The 16,547-nt window shown below is 65.1% G+C and carries 17 protein-coding genes; 3 read left to right on the top strand and 14 right to left on the bottom strand.

Going from position 1 to position 16,547, the window contains the following annotated elements; genetic code table 11:
* Window positions 1-39: 39 nt before the first annotated feature.
* The 3 genes from TQ38_RS03505 to TQ38_RS03495 all read right to left on the bottom strand — a co-directional run bounded on the left by TQ38_RS03505 (window position 40) and on the right by TQ38_RS03495 (window position 3,310).
* Window positions 40-2,262, bottom strand: coding sequence for a transglycosylase domain-containing protein (locus TQ38_RS03505; protein WP_043972337.1), 2,223 nt, complete (start codon window positions 2,260-2,262; stop codon window positions 40-42).
* Between the two features lie 125 nt (window positions 2,263-2,387).
* A complete protein-coding gene (gene msrB, locus TQ38_RS03500; RefSeq protein ID WP_043972339.1) occupies window positions 2,388-2,786 on the bottom strand; it encodes a peptide-methionine (R)-S-oxide reductase MsrB in 399 nt (132 codons plus the stop codon).
* Window positions 2,787-2,845: 59 nt separating this feature from the next.
* On the bottom strand, window positions 2,846-3,310 hold the full coding sequence (locus TQ38_RS03495) for a cupin domain-containing protein (protein WP_043972341.1): 465 nt from the start codon (window positions 3,308-3,310) through the stop codon (window positions 2,846-2,848).
* A 57-nt stretch (window positions 3,311-3,367) separates the two neighbouring features.
* On the opposite strand from TQ38_RS03495, the gene dapE reads away from it, so the two are divergent.
* Both dapE and TQ38_RS03485 read left to right on the top strand, forming a co-directional pair.
* Entirely contained in the window at window positions 3,368-4,516 is a 1,149-nt protein-coding gene (dapE, locus tag TQ38_RS03490) for a succinyl-diaminopimelate desuccinylase (protein WP_043972343.1), read from the top strand.
* Between the two features lie 119 nt (window positions 4,517-4,635).
* Complete coding sequence (locus TQ38_RS03485) at window positions 4,636-5,955, top strand: dicarboxylate/amino acid:cation symporter (protein WP_043972346.1); 1,320 nt, start codon at window positions 4,636-4,638, stop codon at window positions 5,953-5,955.
* Between the two features lie 71 nt (window positions 5,956-6,026).
* Here TQ38_RS03485 and TQ38_RS03480 read toward each other — a convergent pair whose 3' ends face one another.
* The 3 genes from TQ38_RS03480 to dapB form a co-directional block, all read right to left on the bottom strand.
* Window positions 6,027-6,416 carry a hypothetical protein gene (locus tag TQ38_RS03480; protein WP_043972348.1) on the bottom strand — a complete coding sequence of 130 codons (390 nt, stop codon included), beginning with the start codon at window positions 6,414-6,416 and terminating at the stop codon, window positions 6,027-6,029.
* A 72-nt stretch (window positions 6,417-6,488) separates the two neighbouring features.
* Window positions 6,489-7,148 (bottom strand): endonuclease III, encoded by a 660-nt coding sequence (nth, locus tag TQ38_RS03475; protein WP_043972349.1) that lies wholly within the window; start codon window positions 7,146-7,148, stop codon window positions 6,489-6,491.
* The gene (gene dapB, locus TQ38_RS03470) at window positions 7,145-7,873 is read right to left on the bottom strand and encodes a 4-hydroxy-tetrahydrodipicolinate reductase (protein ID WP_043972351.1); all 729 of its coding nucleotides are present in this window, start codon (window positions 7,871-7,873) and stop codon (window positions 7,145-7,147) included. Before dapB ends, nth begins: the two co-directional genes overlap by 4 nt.
* A 174-nt stretch (window positions 7,874-8,047) precedes the next feature.
* Between dapB and TQ38_RS03465 the strand changes: the two genes are divergently transcribed.
* On the top strand, window positions 8,048-8,755 hold the full coding sequence (locus TQ38_RS03465; protein WP_043972353.1) for an NAD-dependent deacylase: 708 nt from the start codon (window positions 8,048-8,050) through the stop codon (window positions 8,753-8,755).
* 9 nt (window positions 8,756-8,764) lie between these two features.
* Here TQ38_RS03465 and TQ38_RS03460 read toward each other — a convergent pair whose 3' ends face one another.
* The 8 genes from TQ38_RS03460 to xth all read right to left on the bottom strand — a co-directional run bounded on the left by TQ38_RS03460 (window position 8,765) and on the right by xth (window position 16,361).
* Window positions 8,765-9,529 carry a HesA/MoeB/ThiF family protein gene (locus TQ38_RS03460; protein ID WP_043972357.1) on the bottom strand — a complete coding sequence of 255 codons (765 nt, stop codon included), beginning with the start codon at window positions 9,527-9,529 and terminating at the stop codon, window positions 8,765-8,767.
* On the bottom strand, window positions 9,526-9,918 hold the full coding sequence (locus tag TQ38_RS03455) for a DUF983 domain-containing protein (protein WP_043972360.1): 393 nt from the start codon (window positions 9,916-9,918) through the stop codon (window positions 9,526-9,528). The genes TQ38_RS03460 and TQ38_RS03455 overlap by 4 nt, the downstream gene beginning before the upstream one ends.
* Window positions 9,919-9,999: 81 nt before the next feature.
* Window positions 10,000-10,851 (bottom strand): GGDEF domain-containing protein, encoded by an 852-nt coding sequence (locus TQ38_RS03450; protein WP_043972363.1) that lies wholly within the window; start codon window positions 10,849-10,851, stop codon window positions 10,000-10,002.
* 315 nt (window positions 10,852-11,166) lie between these two features.
* Window positions 11,167-12,633 carry a chromosomal replication initiator protein DnaA gene (gene dnaA, locus TQ38_RS03445; RefSeq protein ID WP_113941879.1) on the bottom strand — a complete coding sequence of 489 codons (1,467 nt, stop codon included), beginning with the start codon at window positions 12,631-12,633 and terminating at the stop codon, window positions 11,167-11,169.
* Window positions 12,634-13,222: 589 nt separating this feature from the next.
* On the bottom strand, window positions 13,223-13,483 hold the full coding sequence (rpsT, locus tag TQ38_RS03440) for a 30S ribosomal protein S20 (RefSeq protein ID WP_043972368.1): 261 nt from the start codon (window positions 13,481-13,483) through the stop codon (window positions 13,223-13,225).
* 146 nt (window positions 13,484-13,629) lie between these two features.
* The gene (gene mutM, locus TQ38_RS03435; RefSeq protein WP_043972370.1) at window positions 13,630-14,442 is read right to left on the bottom strand and encodes a bifunctional DNA-formamidopyrimidine glycosylase/DNA-(apurinic or apyrimidinic site) lyase; all 813 of its coding nucleotides are present in this window, start codon (window positions 14,440-14,442) and stop codon (window positions 13,630-13,632) included.
* Window positions 14,443-14,505: 63 nt separating this feature from the next.
* Window positions 14,506-15,570 carry a GTP cyclohydrolase II gene (gene ribA, locus TQ38_RS03430; RefSeq protein ID WP_043972372.1) on the bottom strand — a complete coding sequence of 355 codons (1,065 nt, stop codon included), beginning with the start codon at window positions 15,568-15,570 and terminating at the stop codon, window positions 14,506-14,508.
* 2 nt (window positions 15,571-15,572) lie between these two features.
* The gene (gene xth / locus TQ38_RS03425; protein ID WP_043972374.1) at window positions 15,573-16,361 is read right to left on the bottom strand and encodes an exodeoxyribonuclease III; all 789 of its coding nucleotides are present in this window, start codon (window positions 16,359-16,361) and stop codon (window positions 15,573-15,575) included.
* Window positions 16,362-16,547: the final 186 nt, after the last annotated feature.

Genomic DNA, 16,547 nt, shown 5'->3' with positions numbered 1-16,547 from the left:
ATGAAGAGGATCGGCCGTTCCGTTTCAGAACGGCCGTGCTCAGAACTGCGTACCGGGCGTCCGTGTGCCCGTTGCCCTGGGCATAGGCACTACACGCGGCGGCGCTTGCGTGGGCCGCGCACCCGGGTAGCCGGCGCCCTGCCCCTGTCTCATGCCCGGGTCCTCCCGTCCGCGCCCGGTCGCCCGGTCGAGGAAATCTTCGCCCACGGCTGGCGGCGGTGCACCTTGCCCCCCGCCCTGCGGTCCGTAGTCGGGCACCATGGCGGGTCCGGGAACTTCCGAACCGTCCTCGTAGCGCGGCTGGTCGCCGATGCCCGGACCGACATCGGGGCGCACCATGTTGCCGTTCTCGTCGGTGTAGTAATAGTCGTCGGGGTTGCCCTGCATCTGCTCGTCGTCAGGCTCCAGCTGCCACTCGGGGAGCTTGAGCTGGGTATCGAACTGCTCGACCGGGCGCTTGGCGACGGCAACCTTCATGTAGTCGGCAAAGGCCCGCGCCGGCGCGTGCCCGCCTGACAGGCCGGGCACCGGCTTGGCATCGTCACGGCCCATCCATACGCCCGTGGTGATGCCGCTGGAGAAGCCCAGGAACCAGCCGTCCTTGTTCGAACTGGTGGTGCCGGTCTTGCCTGCGACCGGGCGGCCGATCTGCGCCGCGCGCGCGGTGCCGGTGGCAACGGTGGTCTGCAGCAGATCGGTGATGCCGGCAGCGACGTAGTGCGGCACCAGCACCGAACCGGGTACCGACTTGTGTTCGTAGAGCAGTTCACCAGAAGTCGTCGTCACCTTGACGATGCCGTAAGGCTCGACCGAGGTGCCGCCGGCCGAAACGGCGGCGAAGGCGCGGGTCATGTCGATCACGCGCACTTCGGAAGTACCCAGCACCATGGCGGGCTTGGTGTTGATCTGGCTGGTGATGCCAAAGCGCTTGGCCATGCTGGCGACGGTGCCGAAACCGACCTCATTGCCCAACTGCGCGGCGATGGTGTTCTTGGAATAGGCGAAAGCGGTGCGGATATCGATCTGCCCGGCGAATGTGCGCCCGGCGTTCTGCGGGCTCCAGCCGTCGATCGTCACCGGCTCGTCTACCACGTGATCGTCAGGGGTGTACCCCGCCTCCAGCGCGGCCAGATAGACGAACAGCTTCCAGGCCGAGCCGGGCTGGCGCAGCGCGCTGGTGGCGCGGTTGTAGTTCGAATTGACGTAATCGGTGCCGCCCACCATCGCTAGAACCGCGCCGTCGCGGTCCAGGCTGACGAGCGCGCCCTGCGCGCCCTTGGGCGCATTGGCGTCGACCGCCTTGGTCGCCGCGTTCTGCATGTCCGGGTCCAGCGTGGTCCAGACCTCGATCGGCTCGTTGTTCTCAGGCAGCAGCATGTCGAGCTGGGGCAGTGCCCAGTCGGTGAAGTAGCGGACCGAATTCTGACCCTTTTCCTTCGCCACGCTGACGTTCGAGAAGTCTACGTTCTCGGCCTCGCTCTGCGTGATCACGCCCTCGCGGGCCATCAGGCTGAGCACGACTTTGCCGCGCCCGATCGCCGCCTCGACATCGGCCGTGGGCGAGTAGTTCGACGGCGCCTTGACGAGACCCGCGATGATCGCGGCCTCGGCGGTCGACAGCTCGGTGCCGGGGTGGCCGAAGAACTTTCGGCTGGCCGCGTCCACGCCGTAGGCGCCGCCGCCGAAATAGACCTTGTTCAGGTACAGCTCAAGGATCTGGTCCTTGGTGAACTTGCGTTCCAGTGCCAGTGCCAGCACCATTTCGCGCGCCTTGCGAGTCCACGAACGGGTGTTGTTGAGGAAGATGTTGCGCGCCAGCTGCTGGGTGATCGTCGACGTCGCCTTGGCGCGGTGGTCCGTGGTGAACGAGACATAGACCGCGCGGGCCAGGCCGATCGGATCGACGCCGGGATGCCGGCGGAAACGGCGATCCTCCACCGAAACCAGCGCATCGCGCATGATCGGCGGGATATCGTTATAGGTCAGCCACCGGCCATAACTGGGCCCGAGCGAAACCAGTTCGCGGCCGTCGCGCGCGCGCACGACGATCATCTGGCCGTTCTGGCTGCTCTTGAGGGCGCCGTAGTCAGGCAGTTCGCGCATCGTGAAGAAGATCGCGGTGCCCAGGAAGATCGCACCGAGCAACGCCAGCGCGGCGCCCCAGACGAGGACCCCGCGCACGATGCGCCGCCAAAGCGGCTTCTGTGCTGGCTTCGTGGATGCGCCGCGGGTCTCGCGGCTGCGGCCGGAATTCTTGGCCATGGGTAAGGTGGAAACCCCGATTTAGGACAGATGTAATGGTCGGTCCTACACCTTGCACGGCGATTTGTAACCCGAGGTGAACACCGATTGTTCCTCCCCGAAACCCGTTCGGGGAGGGTCTCGCCTCAGTCCTTGGGCTCGAAATCCAGCGAGGCGCTGTTGATGCAGTAGCGCAGGCCCGTGGGTCCAGGTCCATCGGGAAACACATGGCCCAGATGGCCTTCGCACTTGGCGCAGGTTACCTCGGTGCGCACCATGCCGTGCGAAACATCGCGGTGCTCATCGACCGCACTGCCCTCGACCGGCGCGGTGTAGCTTGGCCAGCCGCAGCCCGAATTGAACTTGTCGTCCGAGGCGAACAGCGGCGCCCCGCAGCCTGCGCAGGTGTAGAGGCCTTCCTGCTTGTTCTTGTCATACTTGCCGGTGAAGGCCCGCTCGGTGCCGGCCTGGCGCAGGACGTGGTACTGCTCCGGCGTCAGGCGGTCGCGCCATTCGGCTTCGGTGAGTTCGATCTTGTCGGTCATGCAAGGGCTCCTTTGCCCGCAGATATGGGTGGAAATGCGCTGCGATTCCAGAGGCGGCTCTACCCTGGGCGCCTGGCGGCGTAAGGCGTGCCGTCCTTGCGACAATACCCGTCCTCTCCGAACTGCATGTCGATGTCGGAATAGGCGCCCGATCCGTCCGGGTTTCCCGCGCTCACCGCGATGAACGTGCAGTCCGCGTCGCTCTCGTTAATGAGGTGGTGCCCGTCGGTGACGCCCTTCGCCCAGGCGCAGATGTCGCCGGGGCGCAGGACCGTGCGGCCGCTGTCCTCCACCAGCACCGCCTCGCCCGTCAACATGACCAGCAATTCGTCCTCGTCGTCATGCCAGTGGCGCTGGCTGGACCAGGCACCGGGCTTCAGGACGACATGGCTGGCGCCCATCTCGGTCAATCCCCCGGCAGGAGCGAGGCGCCGCCACCAGCGGCCCTGAACCGCAGCATCGAAAGGCGCAGGATAGCCGGTGCGGTTCGACTGCGCGATAGTTTCAATGTCCAGTTTGGGCATATCCCGCGCTGTGCTCCCTATGGTCATGGATAAGGTGTTGTGCGATGGCGCTCGCCTATGTCCCAGACCGCATCCCTCTCCGCAAGCGTCGTCGAACTGGCCGAAGCGCTGATTGCCTGTCCCAGCGTCACCCCGGCAACCGGCATGGTGTTCGACTGCCTCGAAGGCCAGCTTGCCCCGCTCGGCTTCGAGATCACCCGCTTCCTTGCGGGCGACGCGCCGGACGGGCCGGTCGAGAATCTGTTCGCGGTGCGGCGCGGCCCGGCGGGTTCACGCCATTTCTCCTTCGCCGGCCACCTCGACGTGGTGCCGCCGGGCGAAGGCTGGACCAGCGGCGCGTTCCTGCCCGAACGGCGCGGAGAACTGCTCTATGGACGCGGCGCGGTGGACATGAAGGGCTCGATCGCGGCGATGGTCGCCGCAGTGGCGCAGATCCCGGCGGACGCAGGCACGATCAGCTTCATCATCACCGGCGACGAGGAAGGCCCGGCGCGCTTCGGCACCCTCGCCCTGATCGACCTGATGCGCGAAAAGGGGGAAATCCCCGACCTCTGCCTCGTCGGAGAGCCTACTTCGGTGAACCGCCTGGGCGACATGATGAAGGTGGGCCGGCGCGGTTCGGTCAACATCTGGCTCGAGGTCGAGGGCGTGCAGGGCCACGTCGCCTACCCCCACCTTGCCGACAATCCGGTCACCAAGCTGGTCGCCATGCTCGCTGAACTGGACGCCATCGTCCTTGATGAAGGCACCGACTGGTTCCAGGCCAGCAACCTGGAAGTGACCGACCTGACCGTGGGCAACCCCGCCACCAACGTCATCCCGGCCAAGGCCAGCGCACGGATCTCGATCCGCTTCAATGACCTGCACACCGGCGAACAGCTTGCCCGCCGGGTAAGCGAAATCGCGCAGGCCCACGGCGGCTCTGCCCGCCCGGTGATCTCGGGCGAGGCATTTTTGACCCAGCCCGGCCCTTTTTCGGCCATGCTGGCAGAGGCGATCGAGGCAGAGACCGGCGTCACGCCGGAGCTTTCGACCAGCGGCGGCACGTCGGACGCGCGCTTCCTCAAGGACCTTTCGCCCGTCATCGAGTTCGGTCTGTGCAACGCGACGATGCACAAGCGCGACGAGGCCGTGGCGATCGCCGATCTGGAAACGCTGGTGCGCATCTATGCCCGCGTGACGCTGGCGGCGCTCGCCCCGATCTGAACGCAGCCCGCAGATAATGCAGCGCAATCCCTGAAAGACCGCGAACAACCGGGCGGAGCATCGTTGACCGGAGAGGTCACGCTGTTACTCTCCGCCGCAATATCATTGCGAGGGTTCTAATGGGCAAGCGCCTGACGCTTTATATCATCATCGGCATGGTGCTCGGCCTGATCGTCGGCTGGGCACTCCATGCAGGTCTGCCCGCAGGCGATCCCCGGCTGGCGCAGTGGACCGAATATCTCAAGCTGCTGCCCGACGTCTTTCTCAAGCTGATCAAGATGATCATCGCGCCGCTGGTCTTCGCGACGATCGTCACCGGCATCGCCGGCATGGGCGACAGCGCGGCATTGGGCCGCATCGGCGGCAAGGCGCTGGCCTGGTTCATCTCGGCCAGCCTGATCTCGCTGGCGCTGGGGCTGGTGCTGGTCAACCTGTTCCAGCCGGGCGTCGGCGCGGGGCTTGAGACGGGTAACGATCTCGGCACGCTCGAAATGGGCGAACTGACGCTTCACCACTTCATCCTCGAGATTTTCCCGAGCAGCGCCATCGATGCCATGGCGCAGAACAATATTCTCCAGATCCTCGTCTTCTCGGTGTTCGCGGGGGTCGGCCTCACCGCCATCGGTGAAAAAGGCGCGATCATCGTCACCGTCACCGAGGCCCTCGCCGAACTGATGCTGCAGATCACCGGATACGTGATGCGTTTTGCGCCTTTTGCGGTGTTCGGCGCACTGGCCAGCGTGATCGCGGCGCGGGGCCTTGGCATCATCGTCACTTACGGCGTGCTGGTGACCGAGTTCTATTTCGCGATGCTGCTGCTGTGGTTGCTGCTGTTCCTAGTGGGGGCTGTGTTCCTGCGTGGGCGCATCATCACCCTGTTTCGCTATATCCGCGAACCGCTGCTGCTCAGTTTCTCGACCGCCTCGTCCGAAGCGAGCCTGCCCAAGCTGTTCGAACAGCTAGACCGCTTCGGTGTGCCGCGCCGCATTTCGGGCTTCATCCTGCCGCTGGGCTACAGCTTCAACCTCGACGGCTCGATGATCTACATGACCTTCGCGTCAATGTTCATCGCCCAGGCTTACGGCATCCATGTGCCCATCGGATCGCAGATCCTGATGCTGCTGACCTTGATGGTCAGTTCCAAGGGCATCGCAGGGGTGCCGCGCGCCAGCCTCGTGGTGATCGCGGCCACGCTCACGCAGTTCGGTCTGCCGGTGGAAGGCATCGCCCTGCTGCTGGGCGTCGACACCTTCCTCGATATGGGCCGCTCGGCGACCAACGTGGTCGGCAATGCGGTCGCCACTGCCGTCATCACCCGCAGCGAAGGAATGCTGCAACCACCGATGGATCCCGATGCCGATGCGCTCCCCTCCCCCAGCCACACGGCATCGGATGGGCGCCGGGGCCTGAACATCGACCCGGAACAATACGAGAGCTGACCCGGATACACGGCTGACATCGCCGTCGTCCCGGCAAAAGCCGGGATGACGGTGATGCAAGAGCCCGCTCTTTACCTGGCCAGTTTCACCGGCACGAACGGGGCCAAGCCGCAGCCGGGGCCGCGCTGGAAGCTGCCGCCAAGTTGCTGCAACGGATATATAATGTCCTGCCGGCACAGCTGCGACAGCGACGTCTCATACGTGAATGTATCCGCCGATTTCAGGCCGTTGCACCGGTTCGGCAGCGTCACCCGCCACACCTTGTTCCCGGCCCCGCCAATGAAGTCGATCGTATGATCGTCGCGGATGCGCGTGTTGGAGAACTGGGTCAGCGGCAGGCAGTCACGTGGCTCGCCGATGGCCTCGGCGACGGGTGAGGGAGCGGGCGTCTCGCCCATCTCCCCCTGAGTACAGGCGGCTACGAGGGCCAGAAGCAGCAGGGCTGCGGGTGCCTTGTTCATGGCATTATCCTCTCATTGCAGGCGGCGAGGCTAAGTGTCTGCCCATCCGCCCTTACCTGCAAGACGGAGCCGTCAGGCTGCGGCCTTTTTCGTGCCCCGCTCCACCGATTTGTCCTTGAAAGCGCAGAGGTCCACTTCCGGGCAACGCCAGCACTCGGGCGTGCGCGCCTTGCAGATGTAGCGGCCGTGCAGGATCAGCCAGTGATGCGCGCCGACGCGAAAGGGCTGCGGCACTTTCTTCTCAAGCTGCAATTCGACCGCCAGCGGCGTCTTGCCCTTGGCAAGGCCGGTGCGGTTGCCGACGCGGAATATGTGCGTGTCGACCGCGAAGGTCTCCGCCCCGAAGGCGCAGTTCATCACCACGTTGGCGGTCTTGCGTCCCACGCCCGGCAATTCGACCATGGCGTCGCGGTCCGCCGGAACCTCGCCGCCGTGCCGGTCGACGAGGATCTGCGAAAGGGCGATGACGTTCTTCGCCTTGGTGTTGAACAGGCCGATGGTCTTGATGTGCTGCTTGAGGCCTTCCTCGCCCAGTTCGACCATCTGCGCGGGCGTCTTCACTTCGCGAAACAGCGCCCGCGTCGCCTTGTTGACGCCCACATCGGTGGATTGCGCGGACAGCGTCACCGCCACCAGCAACTGGTAGGTATTGCCATACTCCAGCTCCGTTTCGGGCGAGGGATTGGCCTCGGCGAGACGGCGGAAGAATTCGAAGACGTCGGCCTTCTTCAAAGGTCCAGAACCTCGGGCATCGTGTAGCGGCCGGGCGCCTTGCCGATCAGCCACTGCGCCGCGCGCACCGCGCCCTTGGCGAAGATGCCCCGGTTCTCGGCAAGGTGCGAAAAAGACAGGCGCTCGTTATCGGCAAGGAAATGCACGGTGTGATCGCCCGCCACGGTGCCGCCGCGCAGAGCCGCAAAGCCGATGGTGCCCGCCTCGCGCTTGCCGGTGATACCGTCGCGCCCGCGTACTGCGGTGTCGGCCAGGGTGAGTTCGCGCCCCTGCGCCGCCGCTTCGCCCAGCAGGATCGCGGTGCCCGATGGGGCGTCCACCTTCATGCGGTGGTGCGTCTCGACGATTTCGATGTCCCAGTCCTCGCCAAGCCGCGATGCCGCCTCACGCACGAGGTGGGCGAGCAGGGTGACGCCGAGCGAGGTGTTGCCGGTCTGCAAAACGGGAATGCTCTGGGCGGCGGCATCGATCAGCCAGTGGTGGCGTTCTTCAAGGCCGGTGGTGCCGATAACGATCGGCAGTCCAGCCGCGATTGCCGCATCAAGGTTGCCTTCCAGCGCGCCGGGGCTGGAGAAGTCGATCAGGATATCGGCTGCGCCAGCGATGGCTGAAACGTCACCGCCCTGGTCGACGCCGCCCGCCAGATCTTCGCCCGCATCGGCGATGGCTGCCGCGATCGCCTGACCCATGCGGCCCTGGCTGCCGATGATACCGATTCGTGTCACGCAACTGTCTCCAGACGGGCGTCATGCTGAACCCCTCGTCCCCGCTCGGGACAAAGCTTGTTTCAGCATTCATCGTGCCCCAAACTCAGCGCAGCGAATGGCGCACAATGGCCCTTGAAACAAGCTTTGTCCCGAGCGGGGACGAGGGGTTCAGGGTGACGAACAGGAAATCCGATGTCCGATATCCGCAAGATCGTGATCCTCACCGGCGCGGGCGTTTCCTCCGAGAGCGGCATCGACACCTTCCGCGCCGAAGGCGGCCTGTGGGAGCAGCACCGGGTCGAGGACGTAGCCACGCCCGAAGCCTTCGAGCGCGATCCAGACCTCGTGTTGCGGTTCTACGACATGCGGCGAGAGGCGATCCAGACCAAAGCCCCCAACGCCGCTCACCTCGCTCTGGCCAGGCTGGACGCCGAATGGGCCGGAGACCTGCTTATCGTCACCCAGAACGTCGACGACCTGCACGAGCGCGCCGGGGCCAGGCGCGTCCTGCACATGCATGGCGAACACCTGAGCGTCTGGTGCACCGCCTGCGATGCGCGCTCACGCTGGACCGAAACGCTGATCGAGCGCCCGCCTTGCCCGGAATGCGGTGAACCAGCGCTACGCCCCGACATCGTGTGGTTCGGCGAGATGCCCTACCGGATGGACGATATCTTCGCCGCGCTGGAGGATGCCGATCTGTTCGTCTCCATCGGCACCTCGGGCGCGGTCTATCCCGCCGCTGGTTTCGTTCGCAACGCCCGCGAACTGGGTGCGGCGACGCTGGAACTCAACCTGGAGCCGAGCCAGGGCACGGGATGGGTCGACGAAGCGCGCCATGGCCCCGCGACGCAGGTGGTTTCGGACTGGGTGGAGGAGATACTTGGCCCTCCCCGGTAACGGGAAGGATCAGCCACAAGCCTTGCAGGCCGGGTCCTTGGCGATCTTCAGCGGACGCATCGAGGACGCCATCCCGTCGATGAGGTGCAGCGTACCGAACTGCGGCTCGCCGAAAGCCGCATGGCCGGCCAGCAACACCCGCATCGCCTGCATTGCCGCGAACGTGCCGACCATGCCGACCATCGCGCCCAATACCCCGTCGGCAGCGCAGGTGTCGCAGTCCACCGCGTCAAAGGCATCGCCCACAAAGCAGCGGTAGCAGGCCTGATCCGGCAAGTGCCCGGCGAAATTCGCCACCTGCCCCTGAAACCGACCGATCGCCGCACTGGTCAGCGGGATGCCCAGTTCCACACAGGTATCTGACACGAGCAGCCGAGTCGCGAAGTTGTCACAGCCGTCCAGTACCAGGTCAGCGCCGGAAAGAATCTCGTGCGCGTTGATAGTCCCCATCCGCGCGATCACGGGTTCAACCTTCAGGCCAAGATCAAAACGCCGCACCCATTCGGCTGCCGTTTCCGCCTTGGGCCTGCCGACATCCGATGGCGTATAAATCGTCTGGCGCTGAAGGTTGCTGATGTCGATGACGTCATCGTCCACCAGAGTCAGTCGGCCTATGCCGGCTGCAGCGAGGTATTGCAGGGAAGGACTGCCTATCCCGCCGCAGCCGACAAGCACCACATGCGCGTCCGACAACGCGACCTGCCCTGTACCGCCCACTTCGGGCAGCACGATATGCCGGGCGAATCGCGCCAGACGGTCGGTCGTAAGGCTCATGATTCGGGAGTGTCCTCGGGCAGCCGCTCCTTGACGAAGCCATGCATGCCGAACCACCACTGCAGGGCGATGACGCCGCCCTTGGCCGGTTGCAGCATGCCCAGCATCATCGCCAGCGCCAACGGCACCAGGATCGCCATCATTGCCACCGGCCCCAGTTCGAAATCGAGCGAGAGCATGATAATCAGAGGCGCCATCAGGTGCCCGGTAACGATCATGGCGATGTAGGCGGGAAAGTCGTCCGCGCGCTGCGGTGTCAGGTCCAGCACGCAGACCGGGCAATGCTCGCGCGGCTTGAGCCACTTGCGAAATAGCCCTCCCTGCTTGCAGCGCGGGCAGCGGGCGCGAACGCCGCGCAGAAGGGCTTGTCCGAAAGTGGCAGGTATCATCCGGCCAGCGCCTACAACATGTGCGCCAAGGGGTGAAGCGACAAAGGGACGCAGCATGCGCCCGGCCCCCTGTCCGGCGCGTCAGGATCCGGTGACGTGAACCTGGTTGCGGCCCGCGTTCTTGGCGGCATAGAGCGCTGCATCGGCCTGTTTTGTGGCATCGCCCAGCTGCGCGAACGTACGCACCGGCGCGAGGCCGCAGGAAAATGTCACGGCCCGGTCCTCGACGCCCAGCCCGGTGTCGAGCGCGACGGTGGCGCGCAGGCGCTCCATGACCAACCGCGCTTCGTCGAGCGTGGTGTCGGGCAGCAGCACCGCGAATTCCTCGCCGCCCCAGCGCGCGCAGATATCGCTGCGGCGCAGGTAATCCTCGATCCTGCGGGCGAGCGACTTGAGCAGCTGGTCGCCGGTGTCGTGGCCGTACTGATCGTTGATCGACTTGAAGTGATCGATGTCGATGATGGCAAAGACCGCGTTACTCCTGCCACGCAGGACCTGCTCCGCCGAATCGAGGAAACCGCGGCGATTGCGGATGCCGGTCAGCGGATCGCGTTCGGCCGCATCGACCAGTTGTTCGATCCGCGCGGCAGTCTCGTTGGCGGCAGTGGTCACACCGGTGAGCAGCCTGCCGACAAGATCCTCGCCGCCTGCGGGGACGACAACGATGCGCTCGCCGTTCTGGATCGCTGCGAGCATGGCCGTAGCCTCGCCGATCGGAGCCAGAAGCGCGTTGATCGCAGCAAGGCCGAGGCCCGTGCCTACCAATGTGGCGGCCAGCAGCGTCAGCAACGTGGGCAGCTGCCAGTGCCCGGTCACGGCCTGAAGGACGATACAGGCGACCAAGGGGATGTGGACTGCACCAAAGCAGAAGAACAGGACCCGCCGCTCATAACTGCGGGGGAAGAGAAATGCCGTGGCCTTGTAGAAGCGCATGGGGGGATGCCTTCGTTCCGTAAAATGAGATTGAAATGTCGAAACTTACATTTCACGCTACGAAAAGAGGCTTATCGAAGTGTTAACTTGTGGAGCGATCCAGCCGATCGTAGCCATGACCGGCAAGATAATGACCTATCGCTTGCTCTGGTTCGGCAGCCGGGGAGGCGATCATCGTCACCCCCTCCGCGCGGAGGGCGCCCATACCGGGGCGCATGCCGGCCGCGATTCGACAAAAAACAGGAGCCGAAGGCATGATACCCTCGGCCCCTGTGGGCAACTTTGTGAATGAACCCGGCACAAGTCCGGGAGAACTCAGCTTTCCAGCTGGCGCAGAAGCGAACGCACGTCGCCGTCCATGTCCGCGTCGCGGGTGCGCAGTTCCTCGATCAGACGAACCGCATGGATCACCGTCGAGTGGTCACGTCCGCCGAACTTGCGGCCGATCTCGGGGTATGAGCGCGGGGTCAGCACCTTGGCGAGATACATCGCGACCTGACGCGGGCGCACTACGGCGCGGGCGCGGCGCTTCGAACTCATCTCGGTGCGATCGATGCGGTAGAACTGGCAGACCGTGCGCTGGATCTCGTCGATCGTGATGCGGCGGCGGTTGGCCGAGAGGATGTCGGTAAGCTGTTCTTCTGCCAGCTGGAGCGACACGGCCTGGCCGGTCAGCTGGGCATATGCGATCAGCTTGTTGAGACCGCCGACCAGTTCACGCACGTTGCGATTGATGGTCCGGGCCAGAAATTCGATGACGTCGGCAGGCACCTGGACCGAGGCGAAGCGCGTAAGGCGGCTTTCCAGGATCGAGCGGCGCAGTTCGATATCTGCCGGCAGGATATCGGCGACGAGGCCCATCGACAGGCGCGAGAGCAGGCGCGGTTCCACGCCGTCGAGCGCCTGGGGGGCACGGTCGGCGGCGAAGACCAGACGCTTGCCTTCCTGCAGCAGGGCATCGATCGTGTAGAGCAGTTCTTCCTGCGCCGAAGCCTTGCCGATGATGAACTGGATGTCGTCCACCAGCAGCAGGTCGAAACCGCGCAGGCGCGACTTGAACTCGATCATCTGGTTCTGGCGCAGTGCCTGGACGAACTCGACCATGAAGCGCTCGGCCGAGCAGTAGAAGATACGGGCATGCGGGTGGCTGGCCAGATAGGCGTGGCCGATCGCGTGCAGCAGGTGCGTCTTGCCCTGGCCGGTGGCGGCCTTGAGGTAGAGCGGCGAGAACTGCGGCGTTTCCGTGGCCGACATGCGCTGCGCGGCATTGCAGGCCAGCACGTTGGACGTGCCGGTCACGAAGCTGGTGAAGGTCTGCGAAGCGTCGATGCCGGCAGGGCCCTGGCCCAGCGAGGCGAAGGCTTCACCCGCCAGCGCGGCGGCGAGCGGGTCCGAGGAACCGATGGCCGAATCGTTGGCCGGGGCGCTCGACGGACGCCCGCCATTGCCCAGACGCAATTCGGGCAACTGGCGGCGCCCCGGATGGACCAGGATGCGCACATGGCGCACGTCGGGACGGGCGATCTTCCATGCCAGCGACAGCCGGTCGGCGAATCGATCCGTTACCCAGTTGGCCGAGAATTCCGTCGGCAGGTACAGATCAAGCGTGCCGGTTTCCCCGCAGTAGGTACCGGGCTGGATCGGCTTGATCCACTGGCTATGGGCCTGATGGCCGAGGTCCTTGCGCAGGCCCTGGCTGATGTCAGCCCAGTCTGCCGCCAGATTAACGGCCTCCTGATCTTCTTCGACCGCCACTCGCACCACCTTGGACTTCCTGTTCACACTGTTCACACCTTGATCGGCCCCGCTGCTGACTGCGGAGAGCTTCACCTGGGAAGCGTCCACCGAAGGCTGACCTGTTGACGTATTAGACACCGGTCGAACCCCCTAGCCCGCATGAATACCCACGTGATTGCGGAAGCAGGGGATGCCCCAGCAAAGACAGCCATACAGGAGAGGAAGGTAAACCTTCCCCCAACCGTGAACGCATGTTCACGGCTGTTGATCCAGACGCTTTCGCTGATTCCCCGGCCAGTTCCGCAACTGCCGAGCGCCCTTTTAGGTAGGCCTTTGCCTCGCAGGCAAGACGGCGCTCCCCAAATAAATAAAATTATGGCTGTTGACTCACCGGGACCCCGCCGAAATCCGTCGTCGAACTGTAATGTGCTTATATTTCAGAATGTTCCGCGTTGCAGCGCGCCGAATCGCAGCATTTCCGTGAGTTTATCCAAGGCCATGCTGCGTCGCACCAAAAACAAGAACGGAGCCGGGATCGACGACCCCGGCTCCGTTCTTGTTCCGTACTCAGGTTCGCCGGCTGGCGACTTACCCGATACTGCGAATCACCTTCTGCAACAGCAGAAGCGCCGACTCAGAGCGCTGCGACGCGCTTGGTCAGGCGCGAAAGCTTACGCGACGCGGTGTTCTTGTGAAGCACGCCGCGAGCAACGCCGCGTGCCAGTTCGGGCTGTGCAGCCTTGAGCGCGTCGGCCGCTGCGGTCTTGTCACCACCCTCGAGAGCGGCTTCGACCTTCTTGACGAAGGAGCGAATGCGGCTGACGCGGTTGGTATTGATCTCGGCGCGGCGATCGTTGCGACGGATGCGCTTGCGGGCTTGCGGCGTATTGGCCATCGAATTTCCTCTGTCTGGCCGCCCAACTGGTGGGAACGCGGCCCTATGCCTAACGAATCTACTCTTGGCGAGCGGACTCGCCGGAAAGCGCGGCCCTTACCGATGAAGGGGCTTCCCGTCAACCCGGACGAGCCGGCGCAAAGCCCCTATTTCTGGCATTTGCGGCACCAGAAGGTGCTCCGCCCCCCCTGTGTGAAGCGCAGAACAGGTGCTCCGCAAGCGCAGGGTTGGCCCTCGCGCCCATAGACCTGCCAGGCTGCGGCGAAGTAGCCCAGTTCGCCATTGGGCTGCGCATAGTCGCGAATGGTGGAGCCACCGGCCGCAATCGATTCGTTCAATACGGTCTGGATCACCGGCACCAGGCGGGTCAGCGCAGGCAGCGTCACCCGCCCCGCCGCCATGTCCGGGCGGATACCGGCACGGAACAGCGCCTCGCACACGTAGATGTTGCCCAGCCCGGCGACGATCGTCTGGTCAAGCAACATCTGCTTGATCGGCGCGATTCGCCCCGCGAAGGCGCTGCGCAGATGCCGGGCGGTCAGCCCCTCGCCCAGCGGCTCGGGACCCAGCGAGGCGAACGGTCCCCACGTTTCGAGACGTGCGGTAGGCGCCAGGTCGACAGAGCCGAACCGGCGCGCGTCGTTGAGCGCCAGGACATGGCCGCTGCCCGTCTCGAGCACGAGGTGATCGTGCTTGTCGGGGGTATCGGGCTCGATTCGCCAGCGCCCCGACATGCCGAGGTGGAAGACCATGGTCTGGTCGCGGTCGGTGTGGATCAGGCCGTATTTCGCGCGCCGCCCCATGCCGGTCACTTTCGCCCCGGTCAGCACCTGGACGAGATCGGGCGGGAACGGCCGACGCAGGTCCGCGCGATTTAGCGACACGCGGGCGATTCGCTCACCCTCGAGGAAACGCGCAAGGCCGCGCACAGTGGTTTCGACTTCTGGAAGCTCTGGCATCGTGAAGCGGAGATAGGAGGTCTCACCCGCCGCGCCAATGGATGCCGTTCCGGGGCGCGCGCTTTAAAGCAGATGCCCGGTGCGGTCGCGTTTGGTGTCGAGGTAGCGGGCGTTGTGCGGGTTGGGCGGCAATCGGTGCGGCACGCGCTCGATCACGTCGACGCCCACGCTTTGCAGCGCCGCGACCTTGGCGGGGTTGTTGGTCATCAGGCGAACCGCACGCACCCCCAGCAGTTCCAGCATCCGCGCCGCCACCGGGAAATCACGCGCCTCGGTCGGCAGGCCGAGGCGGTTGTTCGCATCGACGGTGTCGTAGCCCATGTCCTGCAGGCGGTAGGCGCGCAGCTTGTTTACCAGCCCGATGCCCCTGCCCTCCTGCCGCAGGTAGAGCAGCACGCCCCAGCCCCCGTCCGCCGCCTCATCCGCCATCGCCCGCAGGCTGGCGTCGAGCTGCGGGCCGCAGTCGCACTTGAGGCTGCCGAGGATGTCGCCGGTGAGGCATTCGGAATGCAAACGCACCAGCGGCACCCGGTCGCCGTCCTGCGTGCCGATGACCAGCGCGACATGTTCGCGAAGATCGTCGAGCGCGCGGAAGGCGACGATCTCCGCCGTCTCGCAGGCTGCGACCGGCAGATGGGCGCGGCTGGCGATCTGGAGGCGGGCGGTGTCCTTCCACGCGGCCAGGTCGGCGGAAGATACCCCCTGCACTTCGCCGTCCAGCACCGGGGCTACGAGGTAGGCCGGCAGGATACCCGCAAGCCGCGCCAGTTCCATCGCCGTGCGCGCGGCGTCACCGCCCTCAATATGCTCCGCCGCGAACGGCCCCTTCATCGGGTGGACCAGATCGAGCGCGGGGTCGGCCACGGCGCGCGCGGTTTCGAGGTCGAAAGGCTCAGGCGCCCGGATCAGCACAGGCGCCTCGGGCACGGCGGCCTCGCGCTGGTTGGCCAGTTTCAGCGTCACTGCACGCGCAGCCGAGATCAACATGCGCGGGGCAGTGACGCCCGCTGCAAAGCCGGTTTCGGCGGGAAGCAGCACTTCGCCGCCCTCAACGCGGATCGGCCAACCGTGGCGCAGCGCATCGAGCGCCAGCGCGACGCGGCGGGCACCGGCTGAGGGCAGTCCCATGCTCAGAGTTCGAACTCCGTGACGAGCGGGATGTGGTCGCTGGGCTGTTCCCAGCGGCGCGTTTCCTCAACGAAGTGGTGGCCGCGCGCCTGCAGCGCCAGATCGGGCGAGGCCCACATGTGATCGAGGCGGCGGCCCTGGTCCTTCTCGCGCCAGTAGCTGCGGTAGGACCACCAGGAATAGTTGCGTTCGGGCGCAGGAATGAAGTGGCGGCCCATGTCGACCCAGCCATGCGCGTCCTGGAAGCGCTTCAACGTCTCGACCTCTAGCGGGGTGTGGCTGACGACCTTGAGCAGCGCCTTGTGGTTGTAGACGTCCGATTCGAGCGGGGCGATGTTGAAGTCGCCCACGATCAGGGTCGGGCGGTCGACCTTTTCGGCCCAGCGGGTCATGCGCTCCAGGAAGTCCAGCTTCTGGCCGAACTTGGCGTTCACTGCGCGATCGGCAACGTCGCCGCCGGCGGGGATGTAGACGTTCTCCAGGATCATGCCCTGACCGGGGCCGAGCAGTTCCACGCCGATATGGCGGGCCTCGCCGTTGTCCTGCCAGTCGTACTTGGAGAAGTCTCGGAACGGCACTTTCGAGACCGTGGCGACGCCGTGGTAACCCTTCTGGCCGTGGATGGCGCGGTGAGTGTAGCCAAGACGCTCGAACATCTCATGCGGGAACAGGGATTCGGCAACCTTGATTTCCTGCAGGCACAGCACGTCAGGCGCCTGCTCGGTAAGGAGGCGCTCAACCTGATCGATGCGCAGGCGGACGGAGTTGATGTTCCAGGTGGCGATTTTCATGGCGCTGGCTTTAGGCACCCGGTTCGGGAAATGCCAGAGGGCGCCGCAGGGCCTCGATAAGTTGACAGCCCGAAGGCAGGCAACAGAAAACCCTCGAGCCGGGGGCAGAGGCTCGAGGGTTCCTGTAAGCGTTCGTCACGCTAGGTATCAAAGCGGTCACTCAGGAGGCGCGGGCAACAGGGGGGA

It is taken from the genome of Novosphingobium sp. P6W (genome assembly GCF_000876675.2).
Lineage (GTDB): Bacteria > Pseudomonadota > Alphaproteobacteria > Sphingomonadales > Sphingomonadaceae > Novosphingobium.
This window is presented reverse-complemented; position numbering and strand designations above follow the sequence as displayed.

Excerpts from the sequence above, each read along its gene's own strand:
- TQ38_RS03505 (WP_043972337.1), bottom strand. The coding sequence starts at position 2,262 with ATGGCCAAGAATTCCGGCCGCAGCCGCGAGACCCGCGGCGCATCCACG.
- msrB (WP_043972339.1), bottom strand. The coding sequence starts at position 2,786 with ATGACCGACAAGATCGAACTCACCGAAGCCGAATGGCGCGACCGCCTG.
- TQ38_RS03495 (WP_043972341.1), bottom strand. The coding sequence starts at position 3,310 with ATGCCCAAACTGGACATTGAAACTATCGCGCAGTCGAACCGCACCGGC.
- dapE (WP_043972343.1), top strand. The coding sequence starts at position 3,368 with ATGTCCCAGACCGCATCCCTCTCCGCAAGCGTCGTCGAACTGGCCGAA.
- TQ38_RS03485 (WP_043972346.1), top strand. The coding sequence starts at position 4,636 with ATGGGCAAGCGCCTGACGCTTTATATCATCATCGGCATGGTGCTCGGC.
- TQ38_RS03480 (WP_043972348.1), bottom strand. The coding sequence starts at position 6,416 with ATGAACAAGGCACCCGCAGCCCTGCTGCTTCTGGCCCTCGTAGCCGCC.
- TQ38_RS03465 (WP_043972353.1), top strand. The coding sequence starts at position 8,048 with ATGTCCGATATCCGCAAGATCGTGATCCTCACCGGCGCGGGCGTTTCC.
- TQ38_RS03460 (WP_043972357.1), bottom strand. The coding sequence starts at position 9,529 with ATGAGCCTTACGACCGACCGTCTGGCGCGATTCGCCCGGCATATCGTG.
- TQ38_RS03455 (WP_043972360.1), bottom strand. The coding sequence starts at position 9,918 with ATGATACCTGCCACTTTCGGACAAGCCCTTCTGCGCGGCGTTCGCGCC.
- TQ38_RS03450 (WP_043972363.1), bottom strand. The coding sequence starts at position 10,851 with ATGCGCTTCTACAAGGCCACGGCATTTCTCTTCCCCCGCAGTTATGAG.
- rpsT (WP_043972368.1), bottom strand. The coding sequence starts at position 13,483 with ATGGCCAATACGCCGCAAGCCCGCAAGCGCATCCGTCGCAACGATCGC.
- mutM (WP_043972370.1), bottom strand. The coding sequence starts at position 14,442 with ATGCCAGAGCTTCCAGAAGTCGAAACCACTGTGCGCGGCCTTGCGCGT.
- ribA (WP_043972372.1), bottom strand. The coding sequence starts at position 15,570 with ATGGGACTGCCCTCAGCCGGTGCCCGCCGCGTCGCGCTGGCGCTCGAT.
- xth (WP_043972374.1), bottom strand. The coding sequence starts at position 16,361 with ATGAAAATCGCCACCTGGAACATCAACTCCGTCCGCCTGCGCATCGAT.